Here is a 19033-nt window from a genome sequence, read left to right as displayed (position 1 = left end):
CCACCCCATCAACCACAGGCCTCTGTGGTGTGCTCCGCTGCAACCACTCGCTCGCGCCACAATGTCTCCCTGTGGTTATGGGTCCCGGCGTTCGCCGGGACGACGGCGGAGTTAATCGGCCCGCCCCGTTCCCTCATTCAGCCAGCACGCCACCTGATGTCTGGCGCCCGCGTCCACCAGCGGCGGGCGCTCGAGCTTGCAGCGATCCATCGCGTAGCGGCAGCGGGTGTGAAACGCGCAGCCGGAGGGCGGGTTGATCGGGCTCGGCACGTCGCCTTCGACCAAAGGCGTCAGCCGTTTGATCCGGGGATTGGCGACCGGCACCGAGGCCAGCAGCGCCTGTGTGTAGGGATGGCGTGGATTGGCGAACAGCTCGGCCTTGTCTGCGATCTCGACGATGCGGCCGAGATACATCACGGCGACGCGGTGGCTGATATGGGCGACGACGGCGAGATCATGCGCGATGAAGAGGTAGGAGAAGTTGCGCTGGCGCTGCAGGTCGATCAGCAGGTTGATCACCTGCGCCTGGATCGAGACGTCGAGCGCGGAGACCGGCTCGTCGCAGACGATCAGGCTTGGCCCGAGCGACAGCGCGCGTGCGATGCAGATGCGCTGGCGCTGGCCTCCGGAGAACTGGTGCGGATAGTTCTTCATCTGGTCGGGCCGCAGGCCGACCTGCTGGAACAGTTCCGCGACGCGCTCCTGCTTCCGCTCGCCCGAGGCCAGTCCGTGCACGCTCAGGGGTTCGCCGACGATGTCGCCCGCGGTCATGCGCGGGTTGAGCGACGCAAACGGGTCCTGGAACACGATCTGCATCGAGCGGCGGTAGGGCCGCAGCTCCGATTTGCTCAAGCGCGTGATCGCCTCGCCGTTCAGCCGGATCTCGCCGCTCGATGGCTCGACCAATCGCAATACGCTGCGCGCCACCGTCGACTTGCCGCAGCCGGATTCGCCGACGAGTCCGAGCGTCTCGCCGGGAGCCAGCGAAAAACTCACACCATCGACCGCATGCACGGTGCCGACCTGCCGCCGCAGCACGCCGCCGCGCACCGGGTAATGTTTCACGAGGTCGGTGACCTCCAGGAGCGGCTGCGCTTCGGTCATGACGCCTCCGCCATCTCGCCTGCGCGCCAGCAGGCGGCAAAGTGCCGGCCGCCGAAATCGCCGAGCGGCGGATATTCCTCGCGGCAGCGCGGGATCGCGAACCGGCAGCGCGGCGCGAACGGGCAGCCCGGCGGCAGTTTTGTCAGCGACGGCACCATGCCCGGGATTTCGACCAGCCGCACATCGGCTTTTGCGTCGAGCGAGGGCACGGCCGGGATCGAGGCCATCAGGCCGCGCGTATAGGGATGCAGCGGGTTCTCGAACAGCGCCTCGACGCTCGCTTCCTCGACCTTCCGGCCGGCATACATCACGATCACGCGCTGCGCGGTCTGCGCGACCACGCCGAGATCATGCGTGATCAGGATCAGCCCGGTGCCGAGCTTCTTCTGCAGATCGACCATCAGCGCCAGGATCTGCGCCTGGATCGTCACATCCAGCGCCGTCGTCGGCTCGTCCGCGATCAACAGCGCCGGCCGGCAGGCCAGCGCCATCGCGATCATCGCGCGCTGGCGCATGCCGCCCGAAAGCTGGTGTGGATATTCCTGCGCGCGCCGCTCCGGCTCGGGAATGCGGACCAGGCGCAGCATGTCGACCGCCTGCTTCCAGGCCTCCTTGCCGCTGATATCCTGGTGCAGACGCAAGGCTTCGGTGATCTGGTCGCCGATCCGCATCACCGGATTGAGCGAGGTCATCGGCTCCTGGAAGATCATCGAGATGCGGTTGCCGCGGATCTTGCGCATCGCTTCGTCATCGAGCGCGAGCAGGTTCTTGCCTTCGAGCACGATCTCGCCACCAACGATCTTGCCGGGCGGATCCGGCACCAGCCGCATCACCGAGAGCGCGGTGACGCTCTTGCCGCAGCCGGATTCGCCGACGATCGCCAGCGTCTCGCCGCGGCGGACGCTGAAGGAGACGTCGTCGACCGCCCTGAACAATCCCGAATTGGTGAAGAAGACCGTTTTCAGGTTCTTCACCTCGAGCACAGGTTGTTCCTTGTTCATCGCGTTCATCAGCCGCGCTGCCTCGGATCGAGGATGTCGCGTAAGGCGTCGCCGAACAGATTGGTGCCGAACACGGCGAGGCTGATCGCGATCCCCGGGAAGATCACGAGCCATGGCGCAACGCGCACATATTCTGCGGCAGATTCCGAAAGCATGCGTCCCCAGGACGGGTAGGGTTCGGGAATGCCGAGGCCGAGAAACGACAAGGACGCCTCCGTCAGGATGGTGGAGCCGAGCTGCGCCGTCGCGAGCACGATCAGGGGGGCCAGCGTGTTCGGCAGCACGTGGCGGAACGCGATCCGCATCTCGCTCATGCCGATCGATTTGGCCGCTTCCACGAACGGCAGTTCGCGCAGCGCCAGCGTGTTGGCGCGGATCACGCGCGCCACCGTCGGGATCAGGGGAATCGCGATCGCGATGATGACGTTCGGCAGCGACGGGCCGAGTGCAGCCGTCATCACCAGCGCCAGCACCAGCAGCGGCAGCGATTGCAGGATGTCGGTGATGCGCTGGAACAACAGATCGACCCAGCCGGAGAGATAGCCGGAGGCGAGCCCGACGATGACGCCGATCGACGCCCCGAGCGCAGTGGAGCCAAGACCGACCGCGAGCGAGATGCGCGCGCCATGGATGATGCGGCTCCAGACGTCGCGGCCGAACGAATCGGTTCCGAACCAGTGCAGCGCGTCGGGCGCCGCCAGGCGGTGCGCCGAATCCACGGCAAGCGGATCATACCGGCTGATCAGGTCGGCCGAGAGCGCCATCGCGACGAACAGCACCATGATGACGAGGCCGATCGTGCCGAGCAGATAACGCTGCGCAAGGAACGTCAGCCGCCGCCAGCCGTGAGTGGCGTCAGCGCCGGCTCGTTTCAGTTCGGCATCAAAGTTGATGACAGCCAAGAGCTAATCTCCGAAGCGAATGCGCGGGTCGATCGCGGCGTAGAGCATGTCCACCGCGAAGTTGACGACGACCACGACGACCGCGATGAACATCACGAGATTCTGCACGATGGGGTAGTCGCGCCAGCGCAGCGCCTCGACCAGGAAGCGCGCGATGCCGGGAATGTTGAACACCGTCTCGGTGACGATCAATCCGCCGATCAGGAACGCCGCCTCGATGCCGATCACGGTGATGACAGGCAGCACCGCGTTCTTCAGCGCGTGGTGATAGTTGACGGAAGCCTCGGAGGCGCCTTTGGCGCGGGCGGTGCGGATAAAATCCTGCCGCAGGATCTCCAGCATCGAGGAACGGGTGATGCGCATGGTCAGTGCCGCGCTGCGGAAGCCGACCGCCATCGCCGGAATACAGTAGATCGCGAACGCCTCGGCCCAGGTCTGCGGATTCGGGTTGTAGATCGGCATCCAGCCGAGCATCGAGACCGACGCCATCAGGATCAGCAGTCCCAGCCAGAATGACGGCAGCGACAGCCCGCTCAGGCTGACCACGCGTAAGGCGTAGTCGAGTCGCGTGCCCTGATGCACCGCGCTCAGCACGCCCAAGGGAATGCCGATCGAGGCGGAGAACAACAGTGCTAGGCCGGCGAGCTTCGCCGTGATCGGGATCCGCGGCAGGATCTCCTGCAGCGCCGGCTTTTCCGAGACGTAGGAATAGCCGAGATCGCCGTGCAGGAGGCCGCCGATCCACTTGAGATACTGCACCACGATCGGGTCGCTGAGGCCGAGTTCCTTCTCCAGATTGGCCTTGTCGGCGGGATCGACATAGCCGGCGGCGTCGAACAGGATATCCACGATGTTGCCGGGCACGACGCGCAGCAGCACGAAGATGATGACCGAGATCCCGAACAGGGTCACGAGCATCAGGAAGAGGCGCCTGACGATATAGGCTAGCACCTGGCCACGCTCCTTTTTAAACTCTCTTCACCTCTCCCGCTTGCGGGAGAGGTCGGCGCAAAGCGCCGGGTGAGGGCTCTCTCCGCTCAACGACTCGTGGAGAGACCCCCACCCCAGCCCTCCCCCGCAAGCGGGAGAGGGGGAGCAGGGAGCAGCCCCACCGTGGATACACGCTACTTATCCATCCAGACGTCCTCGTAGCGGTAGCCGTTGTAGGAGCTGTTGGACATCACCGTCACGTTCTTGACGTAGGGCTGCCAGCAGGTTCCGGTGCGGCTGTGCAGGATGATGGGCCGCGCCACGTCTTCCTGCAGTTTCTTGTCGATCTCCCAGACCAGCTTCTTGCGCTTGTCGGCGTCGGTCTCGGCCGACTGCTGGTCGAACAGCTTTTCGATCTCGCGGTTGCAGTAGTTGGTGTAGTTCCGCTCGGAGTCGCAGGAATAGTTCTCGTAGAAGGACTGATCCGGCTCGTCGACCGCGTTGCCGGTGAGGTTCAGGCCCAGCGAATAGTCCTTGCGCGCGACCTTCGGGAACCACTGCGCGGTGTCGACGACGTCGAGTTCGGCGTCGATATAGATGGTCTTGAGCTGGTCGATCAGGATGATGGCCGGGTCGCGGTAGATCGGGATGTTGCGGGTCGACACCTTGATCTGCAGATGCTTGTCGGGGCCGTAGCCCGCCTTCTGCATCAGCTTGCGCGCATGCTCGCGGTTGGCGTTGACGTCGGGCCCATAGCCCGGGATCGTCTCCAGAATCTCCTTGGGCATCGCCCACAATCCTGCCGGCGCGGGCTGCATGGTGCCGCCGATATCAGCCTGTCCCTCGAACAGGATTGAGATGAACGCCTTGCGGTCAATGGCGAGCGCCAGGGCGCGGCGGATGTCGAGATTGTCGAACGGCGGCGCCGACGAATTGATGATGATGTTGGTGGAGACATTGCTCGGTTCCACCACGCAGACCGCATTGGGCGCCTGCGATTTGACGTCCTTCAAGAGCGGAATCGACACTTCGGTCGGGAATGTCATATCGAACTTGCCGGAGACGAAGCCCAGGATCGCCGTCGAGCGGTTCGTGACGATGGTGAATTCGATGCCGTCGAGATAGGGCAGGCCCTTCCTGAAGTAGTCCGGGTTCTTCGTCAGCTTGATCGACTCGTTGGCCTTGAATTCGACGAACTTGAACGGACCGGTGCCAACAGGCTTGGTGCGCATTTCCGCCGGCGAGACATGGCAGGGATAGATCGGGCTATAGCCGGAGGCGAGCAGCGACAGCAGCGCCGGTTGCGGGCGCTTCAGATTGAAGGAGGCCTCGTAATCACCGTTGATGGTGACGTCGTTGACCTGGTCGTACCAGGATTTGCGCGGGTTCTGGCGGAACTTCTGCTGCGACTTGCCCATCAAGAGGTCGAAGGTGCATTTGACGTCGGCTGAGGTGAACGGCTTGCCGTCATGCCATTTGACGTCGTTGCGAAGCTTGAATGTCAATTTCTTCTTGTCGTCGCTCCAGGCCCAGCTCTCCGCGAGTTCCGGCACGATCGTATCGACGCTGTTCTGCGCAACATGCTGGTTGAAAATCACCAGGTTGTTGAAGACCGGCATGAAGGGAACATTGAACGAATAGCTCGCGCCTTCGTGGATCGAGGCGCTCCCCGGACTGTCGCGGTGATACATCTTCAGGATGCCGCCGGACTTCGGTTGCTCCGCCAGCGAAACATCGTAAGCCGAAAGCCAACACAGCACCGCCACGGCCAGCGCTCGCACGCTCCGCATCATTTCCTCCCGACGTTCGGTCTCTATGGCCGATTTGGTATCGAGGATACCATGGTGGGACGTCTGAGCAACCAGCGTCGTGTGCACGAGGATCGGCAATTCGGATGAATGCCGAGCCTGCGACAATTGGCGCTGCAGTGCGGACGCTATTCCGCGGCTTGCGGCGACGGCAGGCCCATGGTGGCGAGACCGTCGGCCTCGGTCGCCGAGATCGTGGTGCGGATCATCAGCCGCGGCTCATGCGCCGGCCACGGCCGCCCGCGATGCATGGTGGCGCGGTTGTCCCACATCACGACATCGCCCTGCCGCCATTTGTGCAAGTAGGCCGTTCCCGGCGCGGTGGCTGCCGCCATGAGTTCATCGATCAGCTTCTTGCCGGCGGCAGCAGCCATGCCTTCGACTGCATAGGCGTGCGATGCGAGATAGAGTGCGCCGCGGCCATTGACGGGGTTGCGCCACACCATGCGCCAGCACACCGGCGGCAGCACCGCCGTCTCCTCAGGTGTCGCAAGGCCGGGCGCGATCTGGTCGCGCGAATGCGCGTAGGAATGCCAGGCGAAGGAGTTTTCGAGCTGCTTTGCGAGGCCCTCGTCGAGCAGCTCGAACGCGACGCGGGTGGAGACGAATTCGGTTTCGCCGCCATGACCGGGAATCACTCGTGCAGACAGGATCGAGGTCAGCGCCGGCACGCGCTTGAAGGAGGAATCGGTGTGCCAGAGCTGGTTGGCCTTGCTGCGCAGCGCCTGGCGATGATCTGTTGGCACCACCTTGCCGTCGGGACCGATGGTCGTGAGGATCACGAAATGCGATCCCGTTCCCATGGAACCGACTTTTGTCACTTCCGGCGGGCCGAAACGGCGCGAGAATGCCAATTGCTTTTCATCTGACACGTCCTGGTCGCGAAACACCAGCACGGAATGCGCTTCAAAAGCCGCACGCACTGCAGCATAGGCGGCTTTGCTCCTGACGACATCGTTGAGCGTCACGCCGCGAATTTCCGCAACGAATCCCGGACCCACCCGGACCACGTCCATCGGCCATCCTCCCTGATTTTCTTGTTGCTCAAGATTTAGGGTAAAAGCTGCAGCCGGGCAACGCAGCCGTAATCACCCCATCGCGATCAGGCTTTGCCGCTCGCGTCGGTTGGTGGTTTCGATGTGATGCGTGACAAGCGCGAAAATTGCCCAGCTTGTGTGAAAGAGGACTCCCGCAAGAACGACCAGGGTGCCCGGAATGGGGCCGATCGCGGCGCGCTCCCAAACCTCGGCAAGGCTGGTCAGCGGCACCGGATGGATCGCGAGCTTGCCGTAATAGGCAATGGCCTGGATCGCGAAGATCCAGCCATAGGTGCGGCGCAACCTTCGGCCAACCGCGCGCACATAGCTGATGTGGTAGCTCGGATTGCGATAATCATTGGCGAGCAACTCGGTCCAGGCCGAATTCGGGTCAAGCCGTTCGCCGCGGATCATCGGTGCGTAGAAATCGGTTTCGAGCAGGCGCGCGCGGGCCCGCCACACATTGAAGTAACGGTAGCGCCGGGCCTCGAACAGCAGGAACACGGTGACAAGCAGGCCGACAAGGACCATCGGCAAAGGCGAGGCTTCGGCGCTGCTGTAGGTTGCCGACAAGGCAATGCCCGTCGTGACCACCGCCCAGTTGGTTGAGCTGTCGAGGCGCGTACGCCAGACCGTGCTTCGGTAAACCTCGCCCCGGTAGAGGTGGGCGAGGGCGCCAATCTCTGCGGCAGTGAATTCGAGCCTTGGGGCCGGTAGCGGCGTGGGCTCGCGTGGCTCGGGCAGTGCCATGGCGTGCCTCCCGACGAAGCTGGCAGACAATCAGGCACTATAGAGCATGATCCGGAAAAGTGGACACCGGTTTTTACTCGCGACAAACGCAAAAGCGCTTGCGCAGAGATCACGCTCTATCTCTGCCGGGCGGCCGTGAAGATGCTCTGCGTCGCAGCGCGAGCGCGGATGCGCCACGTCACACGATGCGCGAGGTCTTGTTGCCCCAATAGCGGTCGCGCAACAGGCGCTTGTAGAGCTTGCCGGTCGGCAGCCGCGGCAGTTCCGCCTCGAAATCGATCGAGCGCGGCACTTTCTGGCGCGACAGCGATTGCGCGCAAAAGGCGATCAGTTCCTCCGCAAGGTCAGGACCCGGCGTCACGTCATGCATCGGCTGCACCACCGCCTTCACCTCCTCGCCGAGATCGGCATTGGGCACGCCGAACACCGCGGCGTCCGCGACCTTGGGATGGGTGATTAGGAGGTTTTCGCATTCCTGCGGGTAGATGTTGACGCCGCCGGAGATGATCATGAAGGTCGACCGGTCGGTGAGATAGAGATAGCCGTCATCGTCGACATAGCCGACGTCGCCGACCGTGCTCATGCTGCCGTCCGGCGAGCGTGCCTCCCTGGTCCTGCCGGGATCGTTGAAATATTCGAAGGGCGAGGCGGTCTTGAACCACACCGTGCCCGGCGTCCCCTTTGGGCTCGGCTGCATGTTCTCGTCGAGGATATGCAGGTCGCCGAGCAGCACCTTGCCCACGGTGCCGCGATGGGAAAGCCACTCCTCGCTGTTGCAGGCGGTGAAGCCGAGACCCTCGGTCGCGCCGTAATATTCGTGGATGATCGGCCCCCACCAGTTGATGATGTCTTCCTTGACGAGGGCAGGGCAGGGAGCGGCGGCGTGGATTGCGATCTCCAGCGACGACAGATCGTAGCGGTTCCGCACATCTTCCGGCAGCTTCAGCATGCGCGAGAACATCGTCGGGACCAACTGCGTGTGCGTGATGCCCCATTGCTCGACGAGCTGCAGATAGCGCTCGGGATCGAAGCTCTCCATGATCACGACCGTGCCGCCGACGCGGATGGTGAGGTTGACGGCCGCCTGCGGCGCCGAATGATAGAGCGGCGCGGGCGACAGATAGATCATCCCTTCGCGGTAGTGCCAGAGTTTCTGCAGGAAATCGAACAGCGGCAGTTGCCGTGATGGCGGTTGCTCCGGCAGCGGCCGCAGGATGCCCTTGGGGCGCCCTGTGGTCCCGGACGAATAGAGCATCGCGGTGCCGATCGCTTCATCCTCGATCGGCGTCGCCGGCAGGCCCCCGGTCACCTGTTGCAGGCCGACGATGCGATCGCTTTCCCCGTCGCCGTCGGCGACGATGCAGAGCTCGACCTGCGGACACTCCTTCAGCGCCTCGCGCGCGACGTCGAGTTTCGCTTTTGACGTGATCAGGATGCGCGACTGGCTGTTGGTGAGGATGTAGGCGAGCTCGCTTGGGGTCAGATAGGAGTTCACGCAGGTGAAATAGAGGCCGGACCGCTCGCCGGCGCCGCAGGCCTCCAGATAACGATTGTTGTTCTCCATGAAGATCGCATAGTGCTCCTGCCGCTTCAGGCCGCACTTTCGAAACAGATGCGCCAGCCGGTTGCTGCGCGCCTCGAGCTCGCGATAGGTGACGGTCTCGCCCGTCGCAGCCATGATGAAGGCGGGTTGCAACGGGCGCAGATAAGCGTGCTTTCCGGTATACATCGGTGGAAAATTTCCCTCATGCTGCCAACAGAAGAATCTCGCGGACCTGCTCGGCGCTAGCGATGGTGCGCGGATTGCGCGGAACCCACGGCGTCTTCATCGCCTGCGCCGCGATATGGTCGAAATGTTCGGGGCCGATCCGCACGTCCTGGAGGCTGCGCGGCAGGCCCAGTCCGCGGATGAAGTTGTCGAGCACGTCGCCGGCGTCCCGACCGGGATGGCCCATGGCGGCGGCGACCTGCGCCTGCCGCTCGGCATTGGCGGACTTGTTCCAGCGCATCACCGCCGGCAGCATCACACAGGAGGTGTAGCCGTGCGGCAGGTCGAATTCGGCGCCGAGCACATAGCCGATGCCATGGCTCGCACCCATCGGCACGCCGGAGGCGAGCGGTCCCGTCGACAGCCAGGTGCCGATCTGGCAGTCCAGCCGTGCGTCGATGTCGGTTGCGTCGGCTTTGGCCCGCGGCAGCGCCTGCGCCAGCATCGACAGCCCCTTCAGCGCCTGTGCATCGGCATAGGGGTGCGATTCGTTCGAGCAGATGCCCTCGACGCAATGATCGACCGCGCGGATGCCGGTCGAGAGCCACAGCCATTCCGGCGTGTGAGTGGACAGCCAGGGATCGAGGATCACCACGCGCGGCATCACCTGGGGATGGGTCAGCAGTTCCTTGACCCGCTTCTTCTCGTTGGTGACGCCGGCGATCGCCGTGAACTCGCCGCCTGCGATCGTCGTCGGCACGCTGATCTGGCGTACGTTGGGTGCATTGATTTGAGGCGTTACGCCGTGGCTGGTGCGGACTTTGTCGATGTCGTCGGCGCTGCGGATATCGTTGGCGAGGCAGAGCTGCACCGCCTTGGCGCCGTCGGTGATCGAGCCGCCGCCGATGGTGACGATAAGGTCGGCTTTCGCGGCGCGCGCCTGCTCGGCTGCCGCGACCACGGCGGTGCGCGGCGTATGCGGCGGCATCGCATCGAAGGTGCCGACGCAGGCCGCGCCCAGTGCGGCGCGGATACGCTCGATTTCGTCGGTCGCGCGGTTGAGCGTTCCGCTGACCATCAGGAAAGCGCGTTGCGCGGCCACCCGCGCCACCTGCTCGACGATCGCCTCAGCCGCCTGGCGGCCGAACACGACCTCCTCCATCGCGCCAAATACGACACGTCCTCGGTGCACGAGCCGACCCTCCCTGAAAGATTTATTTTCTTTGACGACAATCTAACGGAGCCGGAACGGCTCGTCATGCCCGAAGATGCGCCGTTGGCGTCCCCGGTCCCGGCTTCTTGGAGGCGATCACCGTCTGCGTCGGCGTGCGGCCACGAAAAAGGACAATGATTTTGCTTGATCCCGCCCCTCTCTTGAACAGACTGGCCTCCGGTCACATCTTTGACCTCCGCGGCGTGTAAGGTGCGCATCCGAGCGGCGCAATGCGCGCGCCGGCTGTGCTGTTCAGGGGGAGATCGACTTGGGCGCGACCGATAGGACGGGAAGCTTGACGGCCCACTCACGGCGCGGCGTCAGCGCGCTTGGCCTGCTCATTGCCTTGGCAACGTCAGCCCTGGCATTGACCGGTTGTGGTGACAAGCAGCAGCCACAGGCGGCGGCGCCGGCCCCTGCGGTCACCGTGGCTCAGCCGACCAAGCGTACGGTCACGGATTGGGACGAATTCACCGGGCGGTTCGAAGCGATCGAGGAGGTCCAGGTTCGCGCCCGCGTCGGCGGCTTCGTCACCAGCGTCGAGTTTCGCGATGGCGCCATCGTCCGCACCGGCGACCTGCTTTACGTGATCGATCCGCGCCCGTTTGAGGCCGTCGCCAAGCAGGCCGAGGGACAACTTGCGGACGCGCGCGCCAAGGCGGAGCTCGCCAAGCGCGAGCTCGACCGCGGCCTGAACCTGGTTCAGACCAGTGCAGTCTCCGAACAGGTCGTCGACCAGCGCCGTCAGGCCTTGCAGGCGGCCCACGCCGCCGAGATGCAGGCCGAGGGCGCGCTGAAGGCGGCGCAGCTCAACATCGAATTCTCCCATGTGCTGGCGCCGCTCACCGGCCGCGTCAGCCGCCATCTCGTCAGCGTCGGCAATCTTGTGCAGGGCAGCGAGGGCGGCGCGACCCTGCTCACCTCGATCGTGTCGCTCGACCCGATCTACATCTATTTCGACGTCGACGAGGCGACCTATTTGCGGAACAACCGGCTCTGGTTCGAGGGCAGGCGGCCGAGTTCGCGCGATACGGCCAATCCGGTCCAGGTGACGTTGACCGGCGAAACCAAGCCCTCGCACGAAGGCAAGATGGATTTCCTCGACAACCGGCTGGACGTCTCGACCGCCACTTTGCGCAGCCGCGCGGTGGTTCCGAACAAGGATCTCTCGATCCTGCCCGGACAGTTCGGCCGCGTGCGGCTCATCGGCAGCGCGCCGTATGAAGCGCTGCTCCTGCCCGACACGGCTGTTGCCACCGACCAGTCGCGCAAGATCGTGTTCGTGGTCAAGGATGACGACACGGTGGAAGCGAAGCCCGTGGTGCTCGGCCCGCTCGACGAAGGCCTGCGCGTGATCCGTGAAGGCCTCAAGGCGGAAGACCGCGTGATCGTCGATGGCCTGCAGCGCGCCCGCGTCGGCGCCAAGGTGAGCCCGCATCCCGCCCCAGCCGCGGCTGGTGGCAAATCATGAATCTCGGGCGGCTCTCCATCAACCAGCCCATCCTGGCGATGGTGCTGTCGATCGTGCTCCTGATCGTCGGGGCGATCGCCTACACCACGCTGCCGGTCGCCGAATATCCGCAAGTGGTGCCGCCGACCGTGGTGGTCACCACGAACTATCCCGGCGCCTCCGCGCAGACCGTCTCCGACACCGTCGCTGCCCCGATCGAGCAGGAGATCAACGGCGTCGAGGACATGCTGTATCTCTACAGCCAGGCCACCTCGAACGGGCAACTCACGATCACTGTCACCTTCAAGCTTGGCACCAACCTCGATACCGCCCAGGTTCTGGTGCAGAACCGCGTTGCGATCGCGCAGCCGCGATTGCCCGAGGAGGTGCAGCGCAACGGCGTGACCACGCGCAAGAACAGCCCGGACATCCTGATGGTCGTGTTCATGCTGTCGCCCGATGACAGCTTCGACCAGCTCTACATCTCCAACTACGCGCTGCTGCAGGTCCGCGACCAGTTGCTCCGGCTCGACGGCGTCGGCGACATCCAGATCTTCGGCGCGCGCGATTACTCGATGCGGCTGTGGCTGGATCCCGACCGCCTCGCCAATCTCGGCTTGACCTCAACCGAGGTGCTGGCGGCGATCCGCGCGCAGAACCTGCAGATCGCCGGCGGACAGATCGCGGAGCCGCCGATTGCGGATCGCGCGTTCCAGCCCAACCTTGTCTTTACCGGCCGTCTCAAGGATCCCAGGCAGTTCGAGGATATCGTGGTCAGGGCCGGCGCCGACGGCCGCACCGTGCGCCTGCGCGACGTCGCCCGCGTCGAGCTTGGAGCGCTGTCCTACACCACCAACAGCTTCCTGCTCAAGAAATCGGCGGTTGGCATGCTGGTGACGCAGCGGCCCGGCTCGAACGCGCTCGCCACCGCCAAGGAGATCTCCGATACGATGGTCAAGCTCAAGGCGAGCTTCCCGAAAGGGCTCGACTACAATATCGGCTACAACCCGACTGAATTCATCGCACAATCCATCAAAGAGCTGATCAAGACCATCTACGAGGCGATGGTGCTCGTCGTCATCGTGGTGCTGGTGTTCCTGCAGGGCTGGCGGCCGGCGCTGATTCCGATCATCGCAATCCCGGTGTCGCTGGTCGGCACCTTCGCGGTGATGGCTGCGCTCGGCTTCTCGATCAATAATCTGACGCTGTTCGGCCTGGTGCTGGCCGTCGGCATCGTGGTCGACGACGCTATCGTGGTGGTCGAGAATGTCGAGCGACATCTCGCGCACGGAATGAGCCGGCGCGATGCCGCGCTCAAGACGATGGAGGAGGTCGGTGGAGCGCTGGTCTCGATCGCGCTGGTGCTGTGTGCGGTGTTCGTGCCGACCGCATTCCTCGGCGGCATCTCCGGCCAGTTCTTCCAGCAATTCGCCGTCACCATCGCGGTCGCGACCGCGATCTCCTGCTTCTGCTCGCTGACGCTGTCGCCGGCGCTGGCCTCGCTGATCCTGGTGCCGCATGAAGAGAAGCGGCCGGCGGCGCGCTGGAACATCATTGCCCGTGGCTGGGAGAAGTTCACCGGCCTGTTCAACCGCGTCTTCGACCGGTTGTCGCATGGCTATGCCGCAGCGGCCGACTTCGTGATCCGCCATACGGCGGTGATGCTGCTGATCTATGTCGCGCTGATCGGCGGCGCCGGCTGGTTGCTCGCGACCACGGCGCAGGGCTTCATTCCGGCGCAGGATCGGGGCTACATCATCATATCGGTGCAATTGCCGGGGGCGGCATCGCTGGCTCGCACGACGGCGGTGGTGCGCGAGATCGAGCGGATCGCGCTCGATACGCCGGGCATCGTTCGCGTCGCGGTCTTTGCCGGCTTCTCGGGCGCGACCCGCACGCAGCAGGGTAATGCCGCGGCGCTGTTCCCCGTGTTCGATGAGCCGGAGGCGCGCCTGAAGAAGGGGTTGTCGGCGGCCGCGATCGCGGCCGAGCTGCGCAAGCGCCTGTCTGCGATCCAGGGGGCCTTCATCATCGTGATCCCGCCGCCTGCGGTGCCGGGTATCGGCACCGGCGGCGGCTTCACCATCCGCGTCCAGGATCGCCAGGGCCGCGGCCCCGAGCTGCTGGCCGCCGCGACCGACGAGCTTGTCGCTGCCGCGCGCAAATCGCCATATCTCACCTCGGTGTTCTCGCCGTTCACCGCGAATACGCCGCAAGTGTTCGTCGACATCGACCGCGTCAAGGCGCAGAAGCTCGGCGTGCCGATCGCAAACATCAACGACACCATCCAGACCTATTTCGGCTCGACCTATGTCAACGACTTCAACCTGTTCGGCCGCACCTATCACGTCACCGCGCAGGCTGACCTGCCGTTCCGCATGGAAACCTCTGATCTCGCGCGGCTGCGGACACGCAATGCGGCGGGCGACATGGTGCTGCTCGGCAGCGTGGTCGAATTCCGCGACGTCTCCGGGCCCGACCGCGTCGCGCGCTACAACCTCTATTCGGCATCCGAACTGCAGGGCGAGCCGGCGCCCGGCACGAGTTCGCAGACTGCGCTCGACACCATCAAACAGCTCGCCGATGCAACGCTGCCGAGCGGTTTTGCGTTCGAGTGGACCGATCTGTCGTACCAGCAGGTCACCGGCGGCAATGCCGGGCTCTACGTGTTCCCGATCTGCGTGCTGTTCGTCTATCTCGTGCTCGCCGCGCAGTATGGCAGTTGGAGCCTGCCGTTTGCGGTGATCCTGATCGTGCCGATGTGCCTGCTGGCCGCGACCATCGGCGTGCGCATCATGGGGCAGGACGTCAACATCCTGACCCAGATCGGCTTCGTGGTGCTGGTCGGACTCGCCGCCAAGAACGCGATCCTGATCGTCGAATTCGCGCGCGATATCGAGGCCGAGGGCAAGCCGCGGCTGGAGGCGGTAATCGAGGCCTGCCGCCTGCGGCTGCGGCCGATCCTGATGACGTCGTTCGCCTTCATCCTCGGCGTGCTGCCGCTGGTGGTCTCGACCGGCTCGGGATCGGAAATGCGCCAGGCGGTCGGGGTTGCCGTGTTCTTCGGCATGCTCGGCGTCACCCTGTTCGGCCTGATCTTCACGCCGATCTTCTACATGGTGGTGCGTGGGCTCGCCGACCCCAGGCATCCGAAGAAGCCGGTGGAAGCTTGAGCTGGGCCCGCCCCACACCACCGCCGTCATTCCGGGGCATCGCGAAGCGATGAGCCCGGAATCCATCGGGCCGCATACGCCTGCGGGGAAATGGATTCCGGGCTCGCGCTGCGCGCGCCCCGGAATGACCAGGAGAGAGGTAGACGCAAGCCCCACTAATGGCTGAGCCGAAAGTGATGGGCAGCCGCAGGGTTATAAAATATCATTCGCTTATATTCCGAACAGAAACTGCAGGGAGATCATTTATGAAATCGGGATTGCTCGCCGCCGTCGCTCTTGGCGGCCTTTTGCTGTCAACTCCAGGTTTTGCCCAGGGCGTCAAGATCGGCATCCTGAACGACCAGTCCGGCGTCTACGCCGATTACGGCGGCAAATATTCGCTCGAAGCCGCGCGGATGGCGATCGAGGATTTCGGCGGCGAGGTGCTGGGACAGAAGATCGAGCTCGTCACCGCCGATCACCAGAACAAGCCGGATCTTGCGGCAGCGATCGCGCGCCGCTGGTATGACGCCGAAGGCGTCGACATGATCACCGAGCTCACGACCTCCTCGGTCGCGCTCGCGATCCAGGAGCTGTCCAAGGAAAAGAAGAAGATCGACATCGTGGTCGGCGCGGCGACCTCGCGGATCACAGGCGATGCCTGCACGCCCTACGGCTTCCACTGGGCCTACGACACCCGCGCGCTAGCGGTGGGCACCGGCGGCGCGCTGGTGCAAGCGGGCGGCGACACCTGGTTCTTCCTGACCGCCGACTACGCCTTCGGCTACGCGCTGGAAAAGGACACCAGCGACATCGTCAAGGAGAAGGGCGGCAAGGTGCTGGGCTCGGTCCGCGTTCCCCTGAACTCATCGGATTTCTCGTCCTTCCTGCTGCAGGCGCAGAGCTCGAAGGCGAAGATCGTAGGCCTCGCCAATGCCGGCCTCGATACCACCAACTCGATCAAGCAGGCGGCCGAGTTCGGCATCGTGAAGAGCGGCCAGAAGCTCGCCGGCCTGCTGATGACGCTGTCCGAGGTGCACGGGCTCGGGCTCGAGGCCGCGCAGGGTCTTGTGCTCACGGAAGGGTTTTATTGGGACCACGATGACGCCTCGCGCGCCTTCAGCGAACGCTTCATCAAGCGCACCGGACACATGCCGAGCATGATCCATGCCGGCACCTATTCGGCGACGCTCTCCTATCTGAAGGCCGTGAAGGCCGCCGGAACCAAGGATAGCGATGCGGTGGCAAAGAAATTGAAGGAACTGCCGGTCGATGACGCCTTCGCGAAGGGCAAGGTGCTGGAGAACGGCCGCATGGTGCACGACCTCTATCTGTTCGAGGTCAAGAAGCCCTCGGAATCGAAGAAGCCATGGGACTACTACAAGCAGCTCGCCGTCGTGCCGGGCGACAAGGCCTTCTTCACCGCCAAGGAAAGCGGCTGTCCGCTGACGAAGTGATCTCGCTGTCGTCCCGGGTCAAGCCCGGGACGACGGCAGCATTTGAGCCGCGGTGATCTCAATACCCCGTCAGCTCGAGATAGCCGACGCCGGCGTGGCTGCCGGCAAAGCTGATCGGGCCCTCCCAGTAGGAAAAACCCGTTCCCATCCAGCTTCGGGCGTTGAGCGGCCTGGTTTCGATTTTTACCCCGCGCGCAGGGAGTTCGACACGCCACGCCGTCGGCACCTTGCGGTCGCCGATCTCGGTGAATGCGGTCGGCGTGATGCTGTTGTCGCTTGAAGCGATCTCGCTGGAACGGCCGTCCGGTTCGATCCAGTTGCCGAACAGGTTGTTGCGGCCGTCCTTCTGGCGCAGCCGGTAGAGCATCAGCTTCTCATCGTTTGGCAAATGCAGCGAGAACCAGTCCCAGCCGGTTTGGTCAGAAGCGAGTGGCTGGCTGCTCCATTCGCGGTCCATCCAGGCTTGCCCCGTGACCTCAACAGGCTTGTCGTCGATGACGATGCGGCCGGCCGCCTTGAAGAAGGGCTGGCTGTAGTAATAGGAGGCCTGTCCGCGATCGGACTTCCTGCTGTAGCCGCGGTCGCCCTGCAGCACCAGCGCCCGCTCCGCATAGAGGCGGAGCTCGTAGCTGAAATCCGCACCCGTCGCGCTGAGTTTCAGCGGCGCCACTCTTTGCGCATTGAATCCGTCGAGGGCGCGCATCTCCCAGGCATCGATCCAGCCGACAAATGGACTCGTCTCGACGCCGGCCTGCCCGACGCCGCCGCGCGCAAATGTCTCGGCATAGCGATGCGTGTCGGCGCGCGTGACCGCGGCATGTCCCATCCAGATCTGCTGATTGGCCCAGCCTTCGAGCTGCGCACCGGCGCGCATCGCCTGCCGGAACAGCGTCCATTGTACGCCATGGGCTGCGCCGGCTGCATCGGCGAGGTTCGCGGTCACATACCACCATTCGATGCGGAATTCCGGATGCGGACCGTGATCGAGGGGAAAGACGAAACTCTTGCCAGGCAGACCGGCCCGAAACCGTCAGCGGTCTCGCCGAGTCCCGCGAACCCTTGCGCATGCGCCTGGCCTCCAAGGCCGGCTGCGAGCGCGCCACCGACGAGCGCGCGGCGCGATATCGGGCTAGCGTTCATTGACAAATATCCGTATCAGGCTCGCCGGCTGCATCCGCGCCAGCCGGATGACCGGCAATAGCGCAGCCAACAGCGCCGCTGCCAGGGCAACGCCGAGCAGCTCCACCAGTTGCAACGGAAACACCTGGAACGGCAACCGCCAGCCAAAGGCCTTCACATTCACGACCGCGAGCAGGCACCACGCCACCAGCAGGCCGAGCGGCAGCGCGAACAGCGATGTGATCAGCGCCACCGCCATCGTCTTCAATAGTTCGATCCTCGCGAGCCTCTGCCGCGTGAGCCCGATCGCCCACAGCGGCGCAAGCTGCGGCAGGCGGGAATTGGCCAGCGTCAGGAGGCTCGTGAGTAGTGCGACGCCGGCGACGCCCAGCGTGAAGGTGTTGAGCGCCGACGTGACCGAGAACGTCCGGTTGAAAATGCGTTTCGACTCCGCCTTGACCGTCGTCTGATCAGCGACGCTGCGGTCATCCAGGCCGAACTTCTGCTGCAGCTCCGCGATCAGCGCGGGCACGGCCGGTGGCGCTACGCGCAGCCCGAACCGCGTCTGCGGCACTTGCGGAAAATGCCGCGTTAGCGCGGCAAAGTTCACCGCGACCTGGCCCTTGGGATTGCCGTAATCGGCATAGATGCCGACGATCTCGAGCGGCCAGTTGCCGCCGGGCGCGGGCACCTCGATCCGGTCGCCGATCGCAAGTTTCAGCCGCCGCGACAATTGCTCGCTGGCAAAGCAGGTGTCGCCGCCGCGCAGGCGGTCCCATCCATCCGACCTTGCTTCCAGCAGCGGCCAGTTGTCGCGAAAAGTGGCCTGATCGGGCAGGCCGAGCACCTCGATCGGCATGCCCGCAAGCTGCGCATCCGCGCGGCCACCGGGCAAGATCGCCTGAACCTCGCTCCGCCCGCGCAGCCAGGCCTTGATCTCAGTCGCCTGCGTATCGCTGGCTGCGTTGACATAGACGTCGGCGGCGAGCCGTCCGTCGAGCCAGACGAGGAAGGTGCGGCTGAAACTCTCCACCATGGTGCCGACGCCGACATTGACCGCGAGCGCAAGCAACAGCGCCATCAGCGCCAGTGACAATCCCGAGAGCTGCTGACGGCTGTCGGCCCAGAACCAGATGCTGACCGGCCGCCCGGCGCTGCGCTGGCCGAGCGCGAGCGCGATCTCCAGGATCATCGGCAGGATCAGCGCCGCGCCGAGCATCAGCGCGGCGAGCACGGCAAAGCCCGAAAGCAGGGAATCGCCGAACCAGAGAAAGCCGCCGGCCACGGCAAAGGCGGCCAGCGCGGCAGCGCTCTGAAACACCAGCCAGCGCCGCTGCGCCTGTTGCCACGCCTGCGGCTGCGCCGAGGCCAGCACCGGCATGCGGATCGCCTTGGCGAGGCT

13 protein-coding genes and 1 pseudogene are annotated in these 19033 nt (G+C 64.5%); 3 read left to right on the top strand and 11 right to left on the bottom strand.

Annotation, left to right across the window (positions count from 1 at the left end; all coding sequences use genetic code 11):
• Positions 1-111: 111 nt before the first annotated feature.
• From CWO89_RS23425 to CWO89_RS23385, 9 genes are all read right to left on the bottom strand, one after another.
• A complete protein-coding gene (locus CWO89_RS23425; RefSeq protein WP_130581091.1) occupies positions 112-1104 on the bottom strand; it encodes an ABC transporter ATP-binding protein in 993 nt (330 codons plus the stop codon).
• Entirely contained in the window at positions 1101-2105 is a 1005-nt protein-coding gene (locus CWO89_RS23420; protein ID WP_130581093.1) for an ABC transporter ATP-binding protein, read from the bottom strand. Before CWO89_RS23420 ends, CWO89_RS23425 begins: the two co-directional genes overlap by 4 nt.
• An 8-nt stretch (positions 2106-2113) precedes the next feature.
• Complete coding sequence (locus CWO89_RS23415; RefSeq protein ID WP_130581090.1) at positions 2114-3007, bottom strand: ABC transporter permease; 894 nt, start codon at positions 3005-3007, stop codon at positions 2114-2116.
• A 3-nt stretch (positions 3008-3010) separates the two neighbouring features.
• A complete protein-coding gene (locus tag CWO89_RS23410; protein WP_130581089.1) occupies positions 3011-3958 on the bottom strand; it encodes an ABC transporter permease in 948 nt (315 codons plus the stop codon).
• Positions 3959-4131: 173 nt separating this feature from the next.
• Entirely contained in the window at positions 4132-5727 is a 1596-nt protein-coding gene (locus CWO89_RS23405; protein WP_130581088.1) for an ABC transporter substrate-binding protein, read from the bottom strand.
• A gap of 146 nt (positions 5728-5873) precedes the next feature.
• Positions 5874-6761, bottom strand: coding sequence for a TauD/TfdA dioxygenase family protein (locus CWO89_RS23400; protein WP_130581087.1), 888 nt, complete (start codon positions 6759-6761; stop codon positions 5874-5876).
• Between the two features lie 72 nt (positions 6762-6833).
• On the bottom strand, positions 6834-7532 hold the full coding sequence (locus CWO89_RS23395; RefSeq protein ID WP_130581086.1) for a DUF2270 domain-containing protein: 699 nt from the start codon (positions 7530-7532) through the stop codon (positions 6834-6836).
• 178 nt (positions 7533-7710) lie between these two features.
• Positions 7711-9261 (bottom strand): AMP-binding protein, encoded by a 1551-nt coding sequence (locus CWO89_RS23390; RefSeq protein ID WP_130581085.1) that lies wholly within the window; start codon positions 9259-9261, stop codon positions 7711-7713.
• A 16-nt stretch (positions 9262-9277) separates the two neighbouring features.
• Positions 9278-10432 carry an iron-containing alcohol dehydrogenase gene (locus CWO89_RS23385; protein WP_165421297.1) on the bottom strand — a complete coding sequence of 385 codons (1155 nt, stop codon included), beginning with the start codon at positions 10430-10432 and terminating at the stop codon, positions 9278-9280.
• A gap of 355 nt (positions 10433-10787) precedes the next feature.
• Here CWO89_RS23385 and CWO89_RS23380 point away from each other — a divergent pair, with 355 nt between their 5' ends.
• The 3 genes from CWO89_RS23380 to CWO89_RS23370 all read left to right on the top strand — a co-directional run bounded on the left by CWO89_RS23380 (position 10788) and on the right by CWO89_RS23370 (position 16512).
• A complete protein-coding gene (locus CWO89_RS23380; RefSeq protein WP_245476455.1) occupies positions 10788-11924 on the top strand; it encodes an efflux RND transporter periplasmic adaptor subunit in 1137 nt (378 codons plus the stop codon).
• Entirely contained in the window at positions 11921-15076 is a 3156-nt protein-coding gene (locus CWO89_RS23375) for an efflux RND transporter permease subunit (protein WP_130581083.1), read from the top strand. Before CWO89_RS23380 ends, CWO89_RS23375 begins: the two co-directional genes overlap by 4 nt.
• 245 nt (positions 15077-15321) lie before the next feature.
• A complete protein-coding gene (locus tag CWO89_RS23370; protein WP_130581082.1) occupies positions 15322-16512 on the top strand; it encodes an ABC transporter substrate-binding protein in 1191 nt (396 codons plus the stop codon).
• A gap of 58 nt (positions 16513-16570) precedes the next feature.
• Here the strand turns inward: CWO89_RS23370 and CWO89_RS23365 are convergent.
• Both CWO89_RS23365 and CWO89_RS23360 read right to left on the bottom strand, forming a co-directional pair.
• Positions 16571-17652 (bottom strand): annotated as a pseudogene (locus CWO89_RS23365) (lipocalin-like domain-containing protein).
• Positions 17642-19033, bottom strand: a 1392-nt coding sequence (locus CWO89_RS23360) for an ABC transporter permease (RefSeq protein ID WP_130581081.1), incomplete at its 5' end; no start/stop codon positions are given. The gene CWO89_RS23360 and the pseudogene CWO89_RS23365, both read right to left, overlap by 11 nt.

Origin of the sequence: Bradyrhizobium sp. Leo170, from assembly GCF_004296405.1 — a bacterium.
GTDB lineage: Bacteria > Pseudomonadota > Alphaproteobacteria > Rhizobiales > Xanthobacteraceae > Bradyrhizobium.
This window is presented reverse-complemented; position numbering and strand designations above follow the sequence as displayed.

Coding starts and splice junctions, on each gene's coding strand:
- CWO89_RS23405 (WP_130581088.1), bottom strand. CDS start 5,727: ATGCGGAGCGTGCGAGCGCTGGCCGTGGCGGTGCTGTGTTGGCTTTCG.
- CWO89_RS23375 (WP_130581083.1), top strand. CDS start 11,921: ATGAATCTCGGGCGGCTCTCCATCAACCAGCCCATCCTGGCGATGGTG.
- CWO89_RS23370 (WP_130581082.1), top strand. CDS start 15,322: ATGAAATCGGGATTGCTCGCCGCCGTCGCTCTTGGCGGCCTTTTGCTG.
- CWO89_RS23425 (WP_130581091.1), bottom strand. CDS start 1,104: ATGACCGAAGCGCAGCCGCTCCTGGAGGTCACCGACCTCGTGAAACAT.
- CWO89_RS23420 (WP_130581093.1), bottom strand. CDS start 2,105: ATGAACAAGGAACAACCTGTGCTCGAGGTGAAGAACCTGAAAACGGTC.
- CWO89_RS23395 (WP_130581086.1), bottom strand. CDS start 7,532: ATGGCACTGCCCGAGCCACGCGAGCCCACGCCGCTACCGGCCCCAAGG.
- CWO89_RS23400 (WP_130581087.1), bottom strand. CDS start 6,761: ATGGACGTGGTCCGGGTGGGTCCGGGATTCGTTGCGGAAATTCGCGGC.
- CWO89_RS23390 (WP_130581085.1), bottom strand. CDS start 9,261: ATGTATACCGGAAAGCACGCTTATCTGCGCCCGTTGCAACCCGCCTTC.